The 18908-nt window shown below is 69.0% G+C and carries 15 protein-coding genes; 5 read left to right on the top strand and 10 right to left on the bottom strand.

Annotated elements, in window-relative coordinates:
• Positions 1 to 24: 24 nt before the first annotated feature.
• On the top strand, positions 25 to 2535 hold the full coding sequence (locus HPY32_RS05100) for a cytochrome P450 (RefSeq protein ID WP_082871695.1): 2511 nt from the start codon (positions 25 to 27) through the stop codon (positions 2533 to 2535).
• A 42-nt stretch (positions 2536 to 2577) separates the two neighbouring features.
• Positions 2578 to 3672: a methyltransferase gene (locus HPY32_RS05095; RefSeq protein WP_067593296.1), complete on the top strand. Its 1095-nt coding sequence runs from the start codon at positions 2578 to 2580 to the stop codon at positions 3670 to 3672.
• 3 nt (positions 3673 to 3675) lie between these two features.
• Here HPY32_RS05095 and HPY32_RS05090 read toward each other — a convergent pair whose 3' ends face one another.
• The 10 genes from HPY32_RS05090 to HPY32_RS05045 all read right to left on the bottom strand — a co-directional run bounded on the left by HPY32_RS05090 (position 3676) and on the right by HPY32_RS05045 (position 16141).
• The gene (locus tag HPY32_RS05090) at positions 3676 to 4131 is read right to left on the bottom strand and encodes a pyridoxamine 5'-phosphate oxidase family protein (RefSeq protein ID WP_067593299.1); all 456 of its coding nucleotides are present in this window, start codon (positions 4129 to 4131) and stop codon (positions 3676 to 3678) included.
• A 447-nt stretch (positions 4132 to 4578) separates the two neighbouring features.
• Complete coding sequence (locus HPY32_RS05085; RefSeq protein WP_067593302.1) at positions 4579 to 5088, bottom strand: hypothetical protein; 510 nt, start codon at positions 5086 to 5088, stop codon at positions 4579 to 4581.
• A gap of 223 nt (positions 5089 to 5311) precedes the next feature.
• Positions 5312 to 6247 carry a UbiA prenyltransferase family protein gene (locus tag HPY32_RS05080; protein ID WP_067596181.1) on the bottom strand — a complete coding sequence of 312 codons (936 nt, stop codon included), beginning with the start codon at positions 6245 to 6247 and terminating at the stop codon, positions 5312 to 5314.
• 55 nt (positions 6248 to 6302) lie between these two features.
• A complete protein-coding gene (locus tag HPY32_RS05075) occupies positions 6303 to 6914 on the bottom strand; it encodes a nitroreductase family protein (RefSeq protein ID WP_309247502.1) in 612 nt (203 codons plus the stop codon).
• Positions 6911 to 7867, bottom strand: coding sequence for a ScbA/BarX family gamma-butyrolactone biosynthesis protein (locus HPY32_RS05070; RefSeq protein WP_067593308.1), 957 nt, complete (start codon positions 7865 to 7867; stop codon positions 6911 to 6913). The genes HPY32_RS05075 and HPY32_RS05070 overlap by 4 nt, the downstream gene beginning before the upstream one ends.
• The gene (locus HPY32_RS05065) at positions 7864 to 8769 is read right to left on the bottom strand and encodes a nucleoside-diphosphate kinase (protein ID WP_231951842.1); all 906 of its coding nucleotides are present in this window, start codon (positions 8767 to 8769) and stop codon (positions 7864 to 7866) included. The genes HPY32_RS05070 and HPY32_RS05065 overlap by 4 nt, the downstream gene beginning before the upstream one ends.
• Positions 8766 to 9908 (bottom strand): SDR family oxidoreductase, encoded by a 1143-nt coding sequence (locus HPY32_RS05060; protein WP_067593314.1) that lies wholly within the window; start codon positions 9906 to 9908, stop codon positions 8766 to 8768. Before HPY32_RS05060 ends, HPY32_RS05065 begins: the two co-directional genes overlap by 4 nt.
• Positions 9905 to 10171, bottom strand: a complete 267-nt coding sequence (locus tag HPY32_RS05055; RefSeq protein ID WP_067593317.1) for an acyl carrier protein — start codon at positions 10169 to 10171, stop codon at positions 9905 to 9907. Before HPY32_RS05055 ends, HPY32_RS05060 begins: the two co-directional genes overlap by 4 nt.
• Entirely contained in the window at positions 10168 to 13491 is a 3324-nt protein-coding gene (locus HPY32_RS05050; RefSeq protein ID WP_156674679.1) for an AMP-binding protein, read from the bottom strand. Before HPY32_RS05050 ends, HPY32_RS05055 begins: the two co-directional genes overlap by 4 nt.
• Entirely contained in the window at positions 13481 to 16141 is a 2661-nt protein-coding gene (locus HPY32_RS05045; RefSeq protein ID WP_309247514.1) for a phosphoenolpyruvate synthase, read from the bottom strand. The genes HPY32_RS05050 and HPY32_RS05045 overlap by 11 nt, the downstream gene beginning before the upstream one ends.
• A 316-nt stretch (positions 16142 to 16457) precedes the next feature.
• On the opposite strand from HPY32_RS05045, the gene HPY32_RS05040 reads away from it, so the two are divergent.
• The 3 genes from HPY32_RS05040 to HPY32_RS05030 all read left to right on the top strand — a co-directional run bounded on the left by HPY32_RS05040 (position 16458) and on the right by HPY32_RS05030 (position 18891).
• Positions 16458 to 17162, top strand: a complete 705-nt coding sequence (locus HPY32_RS05040; RefSeq protein WP_067593323.1) for an ESX secretion-associated protein EspG — start codon at positions 16458 to 16460, stop codon at positions 17160 to 17162.
• A gap of 92 nt (positions 17163 to 17254) precedes the next feature.
• Positions 17255 to 17629 (top strand): hypothetical protein, encoded by a 375-nt coding sequence (locus HPY32_RS05035; protein ID WP_067593326.1) that lies wholly within the window; start codon positions 17255 to 17257, stop codon positions 17627 to 17629.
• Positions 17626 to 18891: a hypothetical protein gene (locus tag HPY32_RS05030; protein ID WP_171982719.1), complete on the top strand. Its 1266-nt coding sequence runs from the start codon at positions 17626 to 17628 to the stop codon at positions 18889 to 18891. Before HPY32_RS05035 ends, HPY32_RS05030 begins: the two co-directional genes overlap by 4 nt.
• Positions 18892 to 18908 lie beyond the last annotated feature (17 nt).

The raw sequence follows: 18908 nt of genomic DNA, 5'->3' as shown, positions 1-18908 counted from the left end.
CTGAAACGGCCGTACTGTGGGAGCGTGCACGTAGCGATGTTCACCGATTTCCACCCGGACTCCGTCGGCGGGATCCAGACCTCGGTGAACGCGCAGCGCCGCGCCCTGCAACGGCTCGGGCACCGCGTCACGGTGTTCACCGTGCCGGGCCCGGGCGGCGACGACCCGGATGTGGTCGTGCTGGCCGGGGTGCCCGGTGTTCGCGTGAACGGGTACCCGATGGTCATACCGTCGCGCACCAATTATCGGTTCATCGATGGCGCATTCGCTCGCCACAGGGTGGATGTCGTGCACGTGCACACCACCTACGGCGTCGGCATTCTCGGGGTGCGGGCCGCCCGCCGCCACGGCATCCCCCTGGTGCAGACCGCGCACAGCCGCGACGACGCCTTCATCGCGCACACCTCGCCCGCGCCCTACCTGTCGGCGCTGGCGATCCGCGGCCTGCATCGCCTGTACCTGCCGCACCACGGAAAAGTGCTGCGGCACAACGACACTCGCGCCGCCCACCACGCCTGGCAAACCATGATCGGCCATGCCGAGGCCGCCGACGCGGTCGTCGCGCCGTCGCGGCACTTCGCGGATCGCCTGCGCGCGCACGGCCTCACCCGGCCGCTGCACGTGATCTCCAACGGCGTCGACGACGCGCTGCTGGATTCGCTGCCCGACTCGGACGCATCGGCGAGCCCGACCCTGCGCGTGCTGTGGTGCGGGCGGCTGTCGGCGGAGAAGCGGCCCGCGGCGGCGGTGACGGCGGTCGGGCTGGCGCCCGGCTGCACGCTGGACGTCTACGGCAGCGGCGAGGCCGAGGCCCAGGTCCGCGCGGCGGCGGGCGACCGGGTGCGGTGGCACGGCGCGGTGAGTCAGGCCGAATGCCTCGCGGCCATGCGCGACCACGATGTGCTGCTGTTCCCGTCCACCGGATTCGACACCCAGGGCATGGCGCTGCTGGAGGCGATCGCCGTGGGCCTGCCGGTGGTGTACTGCGATCCCGATCTGGCCGAGACGATTCCGGCGGGCGGCGGGGTGTGCACCGACGGCCCCTCCGCCCAGTCCATCGCACGCACGCTGCGGGAGCTGGCCCAGGATCGGGCGAGCCTGGAGGCCATGCGGAAAACGATGGCCGCGCACTCGGATTCGGTGCGACAGTCGTTGCAGACCGAACGAATGGCCGCGCTGTACAACGAACTTCGCCCCGCACCCGGCATCCCCACCGCCCCGGGCGCGCTGCCGCTGCTCGGCCACAGCCTGCGCGTGCTGCGCGACTCGCTCGGCTTCGTCACCTCGCTGTCGGCCCTCGGCCCGGTGGTGCGGATCCGGCTGGGCCCGCAGCCTGCCTACGTGGTCACCACCCCGGAGCTCATCCGCCGGGTCGCCCTCGGCGAGGCGGGCGAATTCCATCGCGAGGACCTGCGGGCGGCGGTGCGCGACATCATCCACGGCGCCTCCAATGTGCTCAGCGGTAAGCCGCACGAGCTGCGGCGACGAATGATCGCCCCGGCGCTGCGTCAGCGACGGCTGCTCGAATATGCCAGGGTGGCAACGGATATCGCCGACGAGTGGGCGGGCTCGCTGTCGTCGGGCCGAGTAGACCTGATGGACGAGGCGCATCGCCTTGTGCTGGATACGATTTCGGCCACCCTGTTCACGGCGGATTTCGGCGCGGAGGCGAAAAACCAGATCCGCGACCATGTTCCGTGGCTGCTGGGCCAGGTGATCCAGCGGGCCGCCCTGCCCGAGCCGGTGCGCCGGGCCCGAGTGCTCGCCAATCGACGCTTCCTCGAGCGGGCCCGGGTGCTGCGCACCGAGATCGGCGCGGTCGTCACCGAATACCGCCGCCGCGACCACGATTTCCACGACGTGCTGTCGGCGCTGATCCGACATGTCGACCCGGAGACCGGAATTCGGCTGTCCGACGACGAGATCGTCGACGAACTGCTGCTCATGCTGGCCGCCGGGGTGGGTTCCACCGCCTCGATCCTGGCCTGGCTGTGGCACGAGCTGATGCGGCATCCCGAGGTGGCGGCGCGGGTGCGCGCCGAACTCGACGAGGTCGTCGGCGCGGGCCCGGTCCGGCCGGAACACGCTGCGGCGCTGCCCTATCTGCGCCTGGTGCTGCTGGAGACGCTGCGCATGTGGGGGCCGTGGGTGAGCACGAACACCGCCGCCGGGCCGATCACCCTCGGCGACGTCACGCTGCCCGCGGGATCGGTGGTCGCGTTCAGCCCGTACATGATTCACCACGACCCGCGCTATTTCACCGCCCCGGAGACATTCGACCCCGACCGCTGGGCCCCCGGGCGGGTCGAGGAGATCGAACGGGCCGCGGTGCTGCCGTTCTCGGTGGGCCCCAGGCACTGTCCCGGCAACAATTTCGCGCTGCTGACCATCACGCTGCAGTCGGCGGCGCTGCTGTCGCGCTGGGAACCGATCCCCGATCCGGGCTACCGCGTCCGGCCCGCGGGCCGCGACTTCGTGGCCTCACCCGCCCGACTCCCGGTGCGGTTGCGGCCGCGCCGGGCGATCACCCCATAGGCTCGGCACCGACCGCCGACCATCCGACCGGAGGGAGCAGCCATGGCCCTACCCGATCTGGTATCCCGTCTCCCGAAACTGCCTCCGCTGCCGATGATCCGGGCCGTGGAGCTGGTGCGCTACGGGCTGGCGGAGGCGTACCGGCGGCTCGCGCCCGGCCCGCTGGCGCTGATGGAGCTGCTGGCCGCGGGCTGGCTGACCCAGGCCATCCACGCCGCCGCCGCGCTCGGCGTCGCCGACGCACTGGCCGAACGGCCGCGCGACGCAACGGATCTGGCGCGCGCGGTGGGCGCCGACGTCGACGCCCTCACCCGCCTGCTGCGGCTGCTGACCAGCTACGGCATCTTCACCCGCCGCCGCAACGGCACCTACGCGCTGACCTCGGCCGGGCGCGCGCTGTGCCGGGACTCGCCGACCTCGCTGCGAGATGCCGCGCTGTTCTTCGGTTCCGGGCCGCATCGCCGCCACTGGACCCATATCGTCGACGCCGTCCGCACCGGGCGGCCGGTGGGTCAGGCGCTGGACGGGATGGAATTCTTCGACTATCTGCGCACCGACCGGGAATTGGGCGATCTGTTCGACCGCGCGATGACCAGCATCGGCACCCTCACCGCCGAATCCCTGTTCGCCGCCTACGATTTCACCCGATTCGGCACCGTCGTCGACGTCGGTGGCGGCCGCGGGGCGCTGCTGACCGACATCCTCGCGCGCGCCCCGCGCTCGCGCGGCATCCTGTTCGATCTGCCCGAGGTGGTGGCCGAGGCCGACCCGCACCGATCCGATCGGATCGAGCTGCGCGGCGGATCGTTCTTCGACGCCGTGCCCGCGGGCGGCGACGCCTACATCCTCAAGCACGTCGTGCACGACTGGCCCGATGCGAGCGCCGAGCGGATCCTGCGCACGGTGCGCGCCGCCATGACCGCCGACGCCCGCCTGATTCTCGTGGAAATCGTGCTGCCCGAGGACAATCGGCCGCATCCGGGCAAATACATCGATCTGGAGATGCTGGTGAACAGCGGCGGGCGCGAGCGCACCGAGGCCGACTACCGGTCGCTGCTGGCGCGCGCGGGACTGGCCGTCACCCGCGTGGTGCCCACGGCCTCACCGGAATCCGTGCTCGAGGCCCGCCCGGCGTAGCGGTCAGGCCAACCGCGGATCGTCCGGGTCGACGAATTCGATGCCGGTGATGATATCCGGTTCGATGCGGACGAAATGGTCGCGCGGGCCGGGCAGCCACGCGCACAGCTGACCCCGGTAGCGGTCGATCTCCGCCGGGTCGGTGACCCGGTCGGAGGTGCCGGTGACGATGACGCACCAGCCGCGCCGGGTGTCCTCGTCGAGGGTGTCGGCCTCGTAGGCGACGACCTGCCGTTCCGGCGCCAGCCCGGCCGCGCGCTCGGCGTGCACGATGATCGTTTCCCCGTCGACGAGGTGATTCACCGGCCGGATGGTGGGTAGCGCGTAGCGGGAGTAGACGATCCGGCCGAACCGCACGCCCGCGAGCAGGCGTAGCGATTCGGTCGTCGTCAGATCCCGCGACACGTGCGCGGGGGTGTTCTCGGCCCGGCGGCGGCCCGCGGCGTCGCGCGCGCCCACCCGGTGTGCGATTCCCGACGAACATGGCGACGGCGGCCGCCTCGCGAAGTCGTCGACTCGACCGGTCATCGTGTTGTTAGCCCCAAAAGTCGTCCATTGTGATGCGGTCCGGACACATAACGACGTTCCCGGAACCGGGACGCCCGAAACCCGAAACGTTTTGTCGACCCCGGACATCGGCGGTTCGCTGCGCGATATCGCCGACGTCACCGCGCACATGCTGCCCGGTCACCCGCTGGTTGCGAGCATATTGCGACGCGGCGGTGACGAGATTCCACCGGACCGCGCGCCACCCGTCATCGACGAACCGGGGCCGGTGACCGGGCAGGAACCGACTCCCCCATTTCGATTCGCCTGCGCGACAACGGCGCGCCCTCCCCCGGTATTCGACCCCCGTGGCCGCGGGCACCACCCGGCCGTCACGCCGACGCCGGCGGCGCCGACCGTTCAGGCACCCGCGGCCCGGGAGCGAAGCGGGCGTGCGAGCGGCCGTGCGGCCACCCCCAGCACCTGCTCGACCAGATCGGTCCAGCCGTCGGCCATCGACGCCAGCTGGAACCAGGCACTGTGCACTCGATCGTCGGTGACGTCGTCGACGCTGCGCAGCAGATGGGTGGCGCGGACCTGAGCCGCGGCCATCCCGTCGACGACGGCGCCCAGCGACTGCGAGCGCGGGCGGCGCGCGGTATGGGCGGCCACCCAGTCGTCTATGTGGGCGACGAGTTCGTTACGGCGACCGTCGATCTCGGCCACGTGCAACGGATGTTCACGACGCGCCAGATGCAGTTCGGCGAGGGCGCGCGCCCAGCGGGTGATCGGATGATCATCGGGTTGATCGCCGATATGCCCGCAGAAGGCTGCCAGCAGTTCGTGCCAATCCGGTAACCGGGTCCGGGCGCTGTCGTCCGGGGCCGGTCCCGCAGCGACTATCCTGCCGTCCGGCTGCGGTACGTACATCTCGAGGTACCTCCAAAGCGGGCTCGAACGCACCCGGCGCCACACGCGCGGACACCGGACCGCGAGCCCGGTGCGGCAAGGGCGGACCGCACCGGATCCGGCGCGCCGCAATCTTGCGAAGGGGGCTTTTCCTCGAGCGGCGCCGGGTGCACCTCCAGAATGCGCGCCGAACCCGGTCCGCCCACTGCCCTTTCGGTGGCCCTCCGATGACCATCCGCAAAGCTCACGGCAGAACGAGTGCTTGGGTGATGAGTGTGGCGTACAGGGTGAGTATGAACAGCACAGCCGCGGCAACGGGGTAATCCCGGTTTTGTCGCCGGAATCGCAGCGTGCCCCATAGCGGAAACACCAACGCTACCACCGCGATCCACCCCACCACCGCGTGTGTGATCGGGTACCGCCACGGCTGCACCAGCATCAGGTCACACCCCACCGCCAGCACCGAGCACGACACCACCGCGGCGGCGCTGCCGGTCGCCCCGAGAATGTTGGAGTAGAACCACTCCCCCGGCCGGGCCGTGCTGGTGGTTTTGCGGGCGAATTCGAATCCCAGAAACGCTCCCGCGAATACGACCGCGACTCCTGCTGTGACCCATCGGGATTGGACCTGCCCGGTCCCGATGGCCGACACCACCACGTAGACGGTGAGCCATACCTGCACCGGATAGGTGACGGCCAGATTCAGCAACAGCGTGTCCCGGATGGCCGCCGATGCCCGTTCCAGGCCCCACAGCACCAGCCCGTACCCGAGCACGATGGTGATCCATACCCCTGACCACACCGACAGTGCCAGCGACGCCCCGATCGCGGCGGCCGCGAGGACGGTCATGGCGATGCGTAACTCGCGTGTGGTGATGGCCCCGGTGACCAACGGTCGATCCGGATAATGAATCCGGTCGTATCCCAGGTCTTTCTGTTCGTCGACCATCCGCAGATACAGCAACACTCCTGCCACCACCACGACCCGCACCACCGTCGCCCCGCCCGGCCGCCACCCGACCTGCGGGTGCGACACGAGTGCGGCGGTGGCTTCGACCGCCAGTGTCCACACGACCGCGTACAGCAGGTAGTACGGCTTGTACCTGGTGGCGGTGAACCGCGCCAGACGACCCATCGCGACGGCGATACCGGTGCGGCGCTGGGTGATCGACTCGGTCATGACCGACACCCCCGGCCGGGTCGGCCATCTGCCCGAGGATGTTCTGCGGGCTCGGTCATGGTGTGCTCCACCGGTTCCAGCTGGTGGCTTCGGTGGCGGGGCGGCGGGGTGGTGGGGTGGGTGTGCCGGGGTGGAGGCGGGCGACGGGGAGGAGGGCGACCTGGGTGATGTTGTCGTAGGGGATGTTGAGGAGGGTGGCTGTGTCGTGTTCGTGGGTGAGGTGGGCGGTGGTGAGGCAGGTGCCGTAGCCGTGGGCGTGCAGGGCTAGTTGCAGGTTCCAGACGGTGGGGTAGATGGAGGCGTAGAAGCTGGCCAGGTGGGCGGCGGTGGCCGGGGGGCGGCCGTGGGTGCAGACGAGGATGAGTAGGGGGATGGTGTGGAGGTGGTCGGCGAGGTGGCGGGCGGAGTCGAGATCGCGCAGTTGGTCGGGGCGGGGGGTGCGGCCGGACAGGTTGTGGGCGAAGCCTTGGCGGTAGTAGTCGGCGATGGTATGGCGGGTGTGGGGGTCGTCGATGAGGACGAAGTGCCAGGGTTGGCGGTTGGAGCCGCTGGGGGCGTGCACGGCGATATCGAGGCAGTCCTGGATGTCTCGGTAGGAGATGGGGGCGGTGGGGTCGAGGCGGCGGCGAAACGCGCGGGTGGTGGTCAACAGGTCGAGATCGGTCACTGTTCGGGTACCTCGGCGAATTCCAGGTCGATACGGGCGGCGGTGGTGTCGCCCTGGTGGATGTCGCAGCGGATCACGACAGGATCGGTCTGGACGATCTCGGCGATGCATGCGGCGGGGTGGTCGAGTTCCACGAATTTCTCGAATGTGCTTGCGACACAGAGTAGTTGGGGTGGGTTCGGGCCCAGCAGGGCGGTCGCTGTCTGGCGGGCGGCTTCGATGAGCAGGCTGCCGGGGGCGTGGTCGAGGGGGTGGTCGAACAGGGCGGGATGGCCGGTGTCGGCGACCAAAGCCGCTGTGCCGCCTTCGGAGTGGGGTTGGAGCGGGCCGATCACGACATTGCGGCGGCTCTCCCGGCCCACCGTCGCCGGGTCGGCGCGCTCACCGGACACGGTCGTGCCGTCGAACCCACCCAGGCCCAGACCGGTGCGGGCGCTGTCGCGTAGTTGTTCCCATTGGTGGGGGGTGATCCAGGTGAAGGAGCCGTCGACGGTCATCATCGGCGTATCGGCGCAGGCGATGTCGAGGACCATGTCCACGCCGTGGACGCGGCCGTGGTGCTGGTGGCGGCGTGTGATCTGCACGGTCATGACCAGATCGGCGGGGGTGGGTCCGATTCGCCAGGCGGCGGTGTCTGCGCCGCTGCCGTTGAAGGTGCGCACCACGAACGCCATATCGCCTGGCACGCCGAAGTATTCGTGCGTCAACGCGATCGCGGCCTGACGGGCCGCCTCCATCACCAGCAGCGGGTCATACTGCACGGCAGCCGCTCCCACGTGATCACCGTAGTAGGCGTGCATGCGGGGTAGCTGCGCGCCGACGGTGTAGCTGTCTTCGGTGTTTGCGTGTAGGGAGGTGACGAAGACTTCCGAGACCGCGCAGCGGTGGGCGAGGTGGCGGGAGATCGTTCGTATGTGGGTGGCGGTGGATGGTCGGGCGATGTCGGTGGTCATGGGCGATCCTTCAGCCAGTCGTGGGCGGTGACCGGGGGCAGCGTCTGGGGCTGGGTCCCGGTGCGCATGGGTAGGACGTGGGAGCCGAGCACGATCACCGACCACGGATCCAGCGGCCGATCCTGCGCCCACGCCTGGTACAGCAACCGCGCACAGTCGGCATCGCAGGCGGGGTCGAAACCCGGTGGCGCGCCGCCGATTTCGGTGAGGATCCGCTCCAACGCCGTCGCCCGGTCGAAACTGCGGGCGGGGGTGAGGGCATACAGGTGGTCACCGAGTTCACTGGCCAGCGCCGACCGGTCGCGGCCGGTATTGATCTCGGTCAGGATCTGGGTGCGGGTGCGTTCGTCGAAATAGATCGCGAACTCCCGCAACACATCCGCCGGATCATCCGGGGAATGCACCAGATTCAACAGATAATTGTGGCGGCCCAGCAGATACCGCAACTCCCCCGGATGACGCTTGGCCGGATTCGTGGCACCCTTGCCCGCGGCCAACCGCACCGGGGTGGGCATGGTGTCGGTGTCGCTGGCGATGACCAACACCAGAGCATCGGAGACCGCGGCGAGGAGGTCGGCGATGCGGCGGCGTTCGGGAGAGGCGATATTCCAGGCGAAATACCACAACGCACGCACGAAATGCCGCCCCACCGGCACCGCCCGCACCGCCACCACCCGAAACCCATTATCCCGCAACCACACCAACGTCTTATCCACCGCACGCGCGACGATCGCATCCGGCTTCAACAACAACATCGAATACTTACGCGCGAAAACAGCAGGATCAACGCCCCGGGATTCCAGCTGTGTCACCGCCTCCTGAACATAGGTGTCGGCGACATAGGCGTCCACCTTCGCCGACTGCGGGGTCAGGGGCATCAATAGCTCACGCAAGTTCGTCACAACACACCTCCGAGATTCCTGTCGTCACCCGTACCTCGCGACGCTGCGACACCGTTGCCCTTGGGGGGCTGGACGTATCGCGCGAGCACATCACGCACCGTCGGTAGCGGAGTGCCGAGGTAACCGGACTCCAGGCAGTAGTCCAGCACCAGTCGTAGATAGTCCTTGCCGGTCGCCGGACTCGAACGCCCGAGCAGCGCATCAGCATTCGCGGTCGCGAACACCGGGCGGCGCTGAAAGTAGCTGGTATACAGGGCGCCGATGCGGAGGAAGTACTCCCGCTGCAACGGATCCAGGTCTTCGGCGGTGAAGGTGGATTCGGGGACGAAGGTCGCGACCCGGAACGACGGGTACTCCGCCAGCACGTCCGACACCTCCCGCAGCGACAACCCGCCACGGCCGAGGGCATGGAAGGTGCGCCCACTCGCGGTATCGACGTTCAGGGTGGCGGTGGTGATGACATCGGCGACATGATCGACCGGGGCCAGCGCGATCGTCGCGTCGTAGCGGCCGGGCAGCACCCGCAGCTTGCCCTCCACGATCAGTTTCACCACCGTGTACAGATTCTTGAAATCCCGGATCCGCCCGGTCCCGGTCGCACCCGTCACGATCCCGGGCCGCACGATCACCCACCGCAACCCCGCTGCGCCCCGCACCAGGTGTTCGGCACGGAACTTGCTGTCCTCATACCGGTTACCGAACCCGGACCCACCCTCGAGTTCCGCCTCCTCGATGGTGCCGCCCTGCATGCCGCACACATACGCGGTACTCACATACACCAGCGGCACACCCCACGCGAGCGCCAACTCCACCGCGTGCGCGGTGGCTTGCACGTTGAGTTCCTGATAGTCGGTGTCGGTGGCGTCGAAGGCGGTAGTCGCGGCACTGTGCACGATCACCCCCACCCGCTGATCATCAACCACACCCGGCTCGTTGGGGGTGAGGCCGAGGCCGGGACGGCGGATGTCACCGGGCACCGCGTGCACGCCGTCGAGGACGGTGCCGTCGTTGCGGAGGATGCGGGACGTGGTGTGCCGCACCGCCACAACTTCGCGTCCAGCGGCCAGCAGGCGGGCGGCGACCTCCGCACCAACCAAACCGGTGGCACCGGTCAGCAGGACCGCCCCGGTGCCGGTCATGGCTGGCTCCGTTCACTCAGGCCCTGTTCGATCAGGGCGATCACGTCGGTGACGCGGTGGACTCCGGCGAGTTGGTCGGGGCGGTAGCGGGGCAGGTCGAACGCCTGCTCCAACACCAGGGTGAGTTCCATCAGACGCAACGAGTCGAAGCCCAGGTCGGTCACGAGTTGCTGATCGTCGGTGACCGCCGATCCCGGGTCGGGTGCCATGGCAGCGATCAACTCCCGGACGCGGGCGGGGGTGCTGTGGTCGATATCGGTCACTGCGAGCCTCCTTGGTGTGGTTGGTGGCCTCCGGTGGTGAGCAGGTCGCGGGCCTCGTCCAGGGGTAGGTCGGTGTCCAGGTACCCGGCGATGCGCAGCCAGTCGTAACTGATGTCGAGGGTGCGCCGCCACTGCTCACCCGAGTCGAACGACGCCGGAAAACCCGTGCCACCCACCACAACACGGATACGGGCGATAAGGTCGTCGAGGACCGCCATCTTCCGTAACGCGTCGTCCCCGATCTGCGGGATCGGGGAGAACCGCACCTGCCCGGCCTGTTCCACCACCGCGATCAGATCGGGGGGCGTGGCGGGTACCAGGCGACGCAAAGTCTGGGTGGGGGTGGTGTCGGCGGGCAGCGGGTGGATCCCGTACGCGGACAACAGCATCCGGACACACATGGCGACCACCCGGTGCGCGGCGATGTCGGCGACCGCGCCCTGCCCGCTCTTGACGGCACCGGCCAGGTCCTCGCGGGCGTTCTCCACCACCACGTTCGCCCACACCAACTCCGAGGCACACGCGATGAACCGGGTCGCGGGCAACGGCGACACCGCCACCCCACCATCACGAGCAGCACCAGCCAACTCGATGGCAGGGGCGACCGGGCACGGGACAGGGGTGTAGGGGCGCAACGGTTTACACATCGCCAACGCGGGGGTGATCGCGCCCGCGCCCCGCCAGGCCAACCCGACCAGCCCCAATCGGATGAATTCTGCGAGTTCGGGGCCGATGGCGGCGCGGGTGAGGATGTCGCGCAGGGAGCGGCGTACGACGACCGAGCGCCAGGCGTGTGCGGCGCGGTCGGACAGGGCGAACACGTCGCGGTCGTCGCGCAGAACGTGCACACGGTCCCCGACCGCCCACGTCGTCACCTTCGCCACCCTGGTCAACAGAATCTGGTCGGAGTCGTCGGCGACCTCCACACCGAACCCCACCGCCAGGGCGAGAATCGTTGCCAGATCAGCAGATTCATCCAGCGAGCGGTAGCGGCCGATCAACGCTGCTGTGTCCGGTCGAGCGGCCGCGAGTCGGTTCAGTTGGTGGGGAAGCCATTTCGTCTCCAGGTAGGTTTCGCCGTGTTCGGCCAGCCATGCCTTCACCGCTTGCAACAGCCCGTCGCGCGCCCAAGCCACGGCCTCGTCGTGTTCACCCAACGCGTGCAAGGCGACCGCGTAGCGCAGGGCGTGGCGGGCGCGCTCGGCCCACCAGCCCGCCACGACCCCCGCGAACACGGAGCGCGGCAACAACTCCCGGAGCCCGTCCAGGTCCAGGGTTTCCGGGCCGGAGCGGAGGACGGTGGCGTGCAGGAAGCGTTGGCAGCGGTTGAGCAGATCCTCCTCCACCTCCCCGCGGGCGACCTGGTCGAGTTGGTGGCGGAGTTGGGTGTGGGAGCGGGTGCGGATTTCGATGCGGCGGCCGTCGAGGAACAACACCGTCGGCAGCGTCGGCATCTGTTCGTCGCCGGGGGCCACGATTAGGAAGTCGATATCGGAGCCGTCGTTTCCGAACCCCTCGGCCAGCGACCCCTCGAACAACACCGCCGAATCCGGCGGGACTGCCACCATCGCCAATGCCCGATCCAGTAACTCGTGCAAGCGATCCAGAGGCTCGGGCCGATCGGCGCCGGTGGCCTCGATATCGGGGGTGTCGTGGACGTGGGCGCCGTCGAGGCTGTTGTCGCGATACAGCTGCCACATGTGGCGGCGGCGTGGTTTGCCGCTGGAGGTGCGGCGGATGAACCCCCGCGGCCCGGTCACGATGGTGACCGCCTGCGCCGGACCCAACTCACCCCGAATGATGCGGCGCGCCTCACTGATCCAGTCCCCCGGCGCGGTTTCGGCGAACAACGCCACGCCCTGCGCACCGGCATCGGTGAGGGCGACGGCGGCGAGTTTGCCTTTGGTGATGCCGGTGTCGCGGGCGATGCGGGATTCGAGGTCTTCCATGAACACCGACCGGCCCCGCACCTTCACACTCGTGCCCATCCGCCCCAGCACGAACACCTCACCGTGGTAAAGGAATCCGGCGTCACCGGTGAACAGGTCACCGTTCTCGATGCGGGTACCGCTACCGGTGGTTTCCTCTCCGGAATACCCGAGGGCGACCGAGTCCCCGGCCACCACCATCTCGCCCAACGTCCCGTCGGGCAGGTCGTGGCCGTGCTCGTCGACGACCCGCACCCGCGACTCGGGGGTGGAGTACCCCAGGCCGGTGATCCAGCCCGGCCCGTCCACCCACCTCCCGTCACCGAGCGCGGCTTCGGCGGTGACTCGGATGGGGTACCCGAACCGCAGGCTCCCGGTGTCCAGGCGTAGCGCGGTGAGGGGCCGGTGGCGGGTGGAGGAGGTCACCATCAACGTCGCCTCCGCCAAGCCGTAGGCGAGGGTGTAGGCGTCGGCGGAGAAGCCCTGCGGGCCGGTCAATTCCGCGAACGCCCGCAAATCCGCCACCTCCACCGGCTCCGACCCCACCGCCAACGTCCGCCACCCCGACAGATCGAGATCCTGGATTTGTTCGGGGGTGACGCGGTGGGCGACATACCCGAGCGCGAACGACGGGGAGGGGGCGTGGCGGGCTATCGTCATCGCCCGTAACCAGCGCACCGGGTCGCGCACGAACTGATCCGGCCGCATCAAATACAGGTCGGCTTGGTTGGCGACGGTGGTGAGGAATGCGCCGACCAGGCCCATGTCGTGATACAGCGGCAGCCACGACATCATCGCCTCCCCCGGCCGCCATTCGATCAACCGCGTGATCATCGCGATATTGGTGGCCAGGTTCGGCCACGACACCCGCACCCCCCGCGGCGTCCCCGTCGACCCCGACGTGAACTGCAACAACGCACACTCGGCCGGATCCGCGAAAACCCGGTCACCAGTGGGCAATTCGGTGCCGATCACCACCGGCTCGTCGGCCCGCCCCGCGGCCGTCATCGCTTGACGCACCAGGGGCTCGAATTCGGGGGAGGTCACCACCAACCGCGGATCGGCCTGCGCGAGGATCGCGGCCACATGCTCCACATACTGCGACAGGTCCCCGAACATCGGTGGTGCGACCGGCGTGAATACCCCGCCACACGCCCACACCGCGTAAAACGCTGCCACACACGAGAACCCGGTCGGCATGATCACACACGCCCCGTCCTCACCGGTCAGGCCCCGCGCCCGCAACACCCCGGCCACCGACCAGGTCAGGTCGGCCAACTCGGTGTAGGAGCGGTAGTCCCAGCCGTCGGCCTCATCCGCCAGATAGATCCCGGTGTCGGCGGAGGGGTGGGCCAGCCATCCTCGTACCACCGCAACACTGTCAGTGCTCATCAGAACCGTCTTTCTGCTCATCGCGTCCATTCCCCTCCGCCAGCACGGTCACGGTTCCCTCGGTGCCGTCGACCCTGATCGTCATCCCGGTCCGAATCGCCGCGGTCACCCCGGGGAGCTGCACCACCGTCGGCACCCCGAGTTCGCGGGCCACGATCGCCACATGGGTGAGTGGGCTACCCCGCTCGATCACCAGCGCTCGCGCCGACGGCAGCACCGCCACCCAGCCCGGGTCGGTGCGGTAGGTGACCAACACCCCACCGGCCACATCCTGCGGCGTGTCCACCACCACCGCCCGACCCTCACCCACCCCCGCACCCGAGGGCGTCCCTGTCAGCACCGCCCCCGCGGTCGCGGCGGGAGTCGCGGTGACCGGCACCCAGCCCTGGGCGGCGAGTTCCGCGCGCCCGAACCCCGGCCCCCGGGTCGTGAATCGGGGCGGGGCGACCAAGCGGGTATCGGTGGCCCGCTGCCGTTTCCGCAGCGTCACCCGCGCCCGCAGATCCTCGCTGGCGGCACTCTCGTAGCAGCCTCGGAGTTCCTGGATGGTCAACTGGTAGACGTCGGCCGGGTCGTCGAGCACGCCGCGCGACACCAGGTCGCGGGCCATGACCCGGATCATGCGTTTCATCATCCCGAACGCCCGCGTCCGGCAGAATCGCAACCGCTCCCGATGCCCCGCACACCGTGACGCCTTCCCCCGCAACCGCTCATACACACGCCGCCGCCACCCGTGCAGGTGCGCATCCAGGTAGGCGTCGGCTTCTCCGCGCCGCTGCGGCCGCTCCAACGGCAGTGCGGCCCGCAACATCACGAACAGGCTCGCCGGATCCTCCCGCAAATCGGGGGTCTCCAACTTCAGCTCGTCCAGGCTCCGATACCCGTAGCGGGCGATGTAGTCATCCACCCGCGCCACGAACTCGGTGTGTCCTGCCACGCGGAGTTCGTCGTAGACCTGATGTGGCGCAACCGATTCCACCAGCTTCCGCAGCTCCGGATCCGCGCGCACCTGGGCGGCGAGTTCGGTCATCGCCTGGGCGGGTTCGGCGGATTCGACATCGCTGCCGGGGCCGATCACCGCGTACAGGAACCACTCCGGTGCCTTCGGCAGCATCAGCCGAGTCACCCCATACAACACCCCGGTCAAAGTGAGGAGCATGGCGTCGAGCACCATCAACGGCCCCCACCGCCGCACCAGATCCCGATCCAACACCCGATACCGCTCGAACGCCTCCCGCCCCGACATCATCGAGGTGTCGACCGTCTCGAACTCGTCGTACACGCGGTAGAACTCGGCGAGGAACTCGTCCATCATGGCGTCGATGCCGACGATCCGCCGCACATACGTTGCGGTGGTCACCGCCCGCGACACCAGCCGCGCGACCGGGTTCGGGAAGGTGAACGGCCGCAACGTCTTCGCGATCTCGTTCGGTAGTGGTTCCGCGACCCCGAGGGCGGCTTCCAGGACCTTCCGGTTGAGTGGGTAGCCGGGGGCGATGCCGACCATGCGATACCAGTGCAGCAGGTTGTAATACACCCGGCCGTGGAAACTGCCCAACAACACCGACGTCCACGCCTCGGTCTGCGCCACCTGCGCCTTCGGCACCCGCAACGACTCCGCGTAGCCGCGGTAGACGCGGCCGTAGATATCGGCCGCGGTCGTGAACGTCAACGGCGAGGTCACCCCGCTGAAACTCTCGATAATATTGGAGTTGTCCCAGACCCGTATCTCCCCCTCGGCTAGGTCCTCCCCGGCCCCGCGCAGCAGCGCGCCGACGGGGGTGGTGATTGGGCGAGCTTGCAGCAGCCACACCCCGTCCTCGCCCACCGCCCACTCTACATCCTGCGGACCATCGAACGCGGCTTCGACGCGACGCCCCACATCGACCAGCTCCGCGATCTCCGCCTCCGACACCGCGACACGGGAACGCCGGTCGGGATCGACTTCCACTGCCACACAACCGGAATCACCATCGGGCTGATAGGCGGTGGCTTTCTCCCCGATCACCGTCTCCACCACCGTCCCCGAGACCTTGTCCACCACCAGCGAATCCGCATCCACCGCCCCCGACACCAGGCCTTCACCGAGCCCGTACACCGCCCCGATCACCACCACATCCGTTGCCCCGGTCACCGGATCCGCGGTGAACAACACCCCACTCGCCCTAGCGGGGATCAGTCGTTGCACGATCACCGACGGCACCCCCGACAAGGCCACATTGTGCGCGAACGCATACCGGATCACCCGCTCCGAAAACGCCGACGCCCAACACCCCCGCACCGCCTCCACCACCTCATCGACACCACGCCGGTTCAGAAACGAATCGAACTGCCCCGCAAACGAATACCCTTCTCCATCCTCAGCTGCTGCCGACGACCGCACCGCCACCGGCCCCTCCCCCAACCCTGCACACACCGCACCGATCTCCTCAACCACCCCACCCGGCAACACAGCATTCAGAATCTGCTCCCGCAACCTGGCCCCCCGCCTCAACGCCCCCTCCAACTCCACCTCCCCCACGAAACCCTCCACCTCCGACACCAACCCACCCCCCAACCCCCCAAACACCCTCCCCTCCACCACAACCCACTCCGGCACCCGAAACCCCGCCCCCCGCAACAACCCCAACCCCCACGCCTTACCCCCCACACTCGCTCCGGCCACATCGAGCTTGAAATCCGAACCCTGCACTACACCCTCCCGTCGCTCCCCCGCTGCGCCTACACTGCGCCTACGAGGCGAGATCGTCGGATAGTCGAAACAACCGGAAAGCGACCCAGGCATCTACCTCGGTCCCGGCGTTGTTCGGTTATATCGAGGGGTATCCAGTGGTGTTAACGACAGTGGCTCACCCTCGCATCAATTCGGGCTCACCTGAACGCATGACGCTCACCTGGCCGCGTGACCTCGACACGGCTACGCTACGTGCAGACTCTTGCATATAAAACGAAGGGTGTTACTCGGCGTGGGCTGGACTTTCGCACCGGACGAGTTCGCGCATATCTGGCGAGAAACCGACACGGATCGTCATCCGTTCCCGATTCGGATTCTGGAGAGTCCGCGTACGGAAGATCAGGCGGCGACATTACGCAAGACCCTGGAAGTGCGGTTGCCGCTGGGGGCCGATCCGGATCTGTCGGCATGCCTGCGGATTCTGGCGCGGCCGCATACGCGGGTGATCGCGGTCGGCGGTAAGCACGCGCCCGGCAGCGAGATTCGCGCGGTGGGCGCCGTCGTCTACGACCATGCCGTGCTCGCCGTCCAGGAACCCGGCGGCACCGCGGACTTCGGTGGGCGGGTACACATCTCGATCGGGCACACCACCAAGCTGGGCGCCCGCATCGCCGCGCTGCTGCCGGACACGCCGCCCGGGAAGGAGCCCGCGCGGACCGCGCCCGCCGATGCCGTGCGCGACGAGGAGACCGTCATGGTCACCCAGCCGCTCGCACCGCGCATCCGGCGGCTGCTGCTCAAACCGCATACCGCGGAGGGGCACATCCGCATCGAGTCGGCCCTGGATCGCCGAAATCCCCCCGCGCCGGTCTATTACACGTGGATCGATGTGGCCGGGGACGGCCGCTATCTGATCCGCGCCGGGGAGGAGGTGCACGTAGTACCGGCCTCCGGCCCGCAAATCGCCGCTCACCTGCAGAAACGCATTCCGCGGTGATCGGGGGCGGCGATCGGACCGGACCACTGCGCTGACCGCGCGGGGGCGATCCGGTTAGGCTGAGTCACGACCGACCGATCTCAGGGGTGCTCATGACGATCGAGACCAGCCAGGCCGATATAGCCCGGTTCCTGCAGGCGGCGCAGAGTGGCACTGTCACGTTCGATCCGGCGGCGGCTCGTCGCTGCGCGGATATCTACGAGCAGCAGGCCGACCGGTTGCGCTATCTGCAACAGCGCCTCGAATCGGTCTCGCAGTTACACGGTTTCGGCGGCTTCTTCTCCGCGGAGCAGCTTCAGGCCGGATTCGGGCGTAAGGCGCGCGATGCCGCGGCATTGCTGGACCAGTACATCGCCGCCTCCTACCGGATGAAGGAGGCATTTCTGACCAGCGCTGGACTGTACGAGGAGGCCGACGCCGCGCATGCCGCCGCACTGCGCGCGATATCGTCGAGGCTGCCTCGATGACTACCGAATTCCGGTACGGACCGCAGCCACCGCACCGTACCGATCCCGAATACATCAGTGCCATAGAGCATTTCGAATCCATGCCGCACGAGCAGATCTACGCGGGCACGCAGCGGATCGACGCCGGGGAGATTCTGCAAACGTCACTGGTGTGGCTGGAGGCGGCGGGCACGCTGGCCACCTCGATGCCGATCACCCGCGACACCGCGGGCCGGGTGATGGATTCGGTGCGGTGGACCGGCGTCGCCGCCGACGCCGCGTCGGCGTGCACACGCAGTTTCGCCGAGTCGGTGGACGAATTGGCCGCGGTGCTGGGCGAAGTCGGCGCTCGCCTCGGCGCCTTGGCGGCGGCGGCCGAGGCCGTGAAGGTCGCGGTCGTGCCGTCCGGCGACTCCGGACCCGTGGGCACCGTCGCCCGCCTGCTCGAGGCCGCCCACGTCATCGGCGCGCAGCAGGCGCAGGAGGCACTGCGGCAGGAGGCGGTGCTGGCCATGAACATGATCTACAAACCGGCGTATTCCGCTGCGGGCAGCGGCATTCCGGCCCTGCCGGAGCCTCCCGCCGTGCCCGGCCTGCCGAGCGCCCCCGCGCCGCTGCGCTCGAATCCACCCGCGCCGCGGTCGGTTCCCCCGCAGCCACAGTCGGTTCCTCCGCAGCCACAGTCGGTTCCGCCGCAGCCACAGTCGGTTCCGCCGCGGCAGCAGACTCCCCCGGCCCCCGCCACACCCGCACCTCCGGCGGCCCCGACGCCCGAAAACACCACGCCCGCACCTCCACCGACCCCAGGTCCCGAAAACACCACGCCCGCAACCCCTTCCCCCAGCCCTGCACCGTCGACGCAGCACCCCGCGCCGCCGTCGACGCAGCACCCCGCGCCGCCGTCGACGCAGCACCCCGCGCCGCCGTCGACGCAGCAACCCGTACCACCGACCACCCAGCAACCCGTACCACCGCAGCAGTCCGTCCCCACACCGTCCCAGCAGCCCGCGCCGACCCCGCCGCCGCAGGCACCCGAATCTCCCGCCCCCTCAACGCCTCCGGCCGCACCCCCACCACCGTCGACGGCCCCGCCGCAGCCGCCGGTCCCCCAAACCCACACTCCCCCACCGCCTCCGCCGCCCACGCATCACCCGGCGCCACCCCCACCGCAGGCCCCCCAGCAGGGCCCGCCGCTCACCGATCAGGACGGCCAGCCGGGCGTCACCGGCCCCATTCCGGAGTCGACCGTCCCGGACCAACCGGGCGTCATGCCGGGTCAGTAGGCGGCCCAACGACTTTC

The sequence above is a fragment of the Nocardia terpenica genome, from assembly GCF_013186535.1.
GTDB classification, from domain to species: Bacteria; Actinomycetota; Actinomycetes; order Mycobacteriales; family Mycobacteriaceae; genus Nocardia; species Nocardia terpenica.
This window is presented reverse-complemented; position numbering and strand designations above follow the sequence as displayed.

What these genes read in the sequence shown, in the direction of transcription:
- HPY32_RS05080 (WP_067596181.1), bottom strand. Translation starts at nt 6,247, where the DNA reads ATGACCGAGTCGATCACCCAGCGCCGCACCGGTATCGCCGTCGCGATG.
- HPY32_RS05035 (WP_067593326.1), top strand. Translation starts at nt 17,255, where the DNA reads ATGACGATCGAGACCAGCCAGGCCGATATAGCCCGGTTCCTGCAGGCG.
- HPY32_RS05095 (WP_067593296.1), top strand. Translation starts at nt 2,578, where the DNA reads ATGGCCCTACCCGATCTGGTATCCCGTCTCCCGAAACTGCCTCCGCTG.
- HPY32_RS05050 (WP_156674679.1), bottom strand. Translation starts at nt 13,491, where the DNA reads ATGAGCACTGACAGTGTTGCGGTGGTACGAGGATGGCTGGCCCACCCC.
- HPY32_RS05030 (WP_171982719.1), top strand. Translation starts at nt 17,626, where the DNA reads ATGACTACCGAATTCCGGTACGGACCGCAGCCACCGCACCGTACCGAT.
- HPY32_RS05060 (WP_067593314.1), bottom strand. Translation starts at nt 9,908, where the DNA reads ATGACCGGCACCGGGGCGGTCCTGCTGACCGGTGCCACCGGTTTGGTT.
- HPY32_RS05085 (WP_067593302.1), bottom strand. Translation starts at nt 5,088, where the DNA reads ATGTACGTACCGCAGCCGGACGGCAGGATAGTCGCTGCGGGACCGGCC.
- HPY32_RS05070 (WP_067593308.1), bottom strand. Translation starts at nt 7,867, where the DNA reads ATGACCACCGACATCGCCCGACCATCCACCGCCACCCACATACGAACG.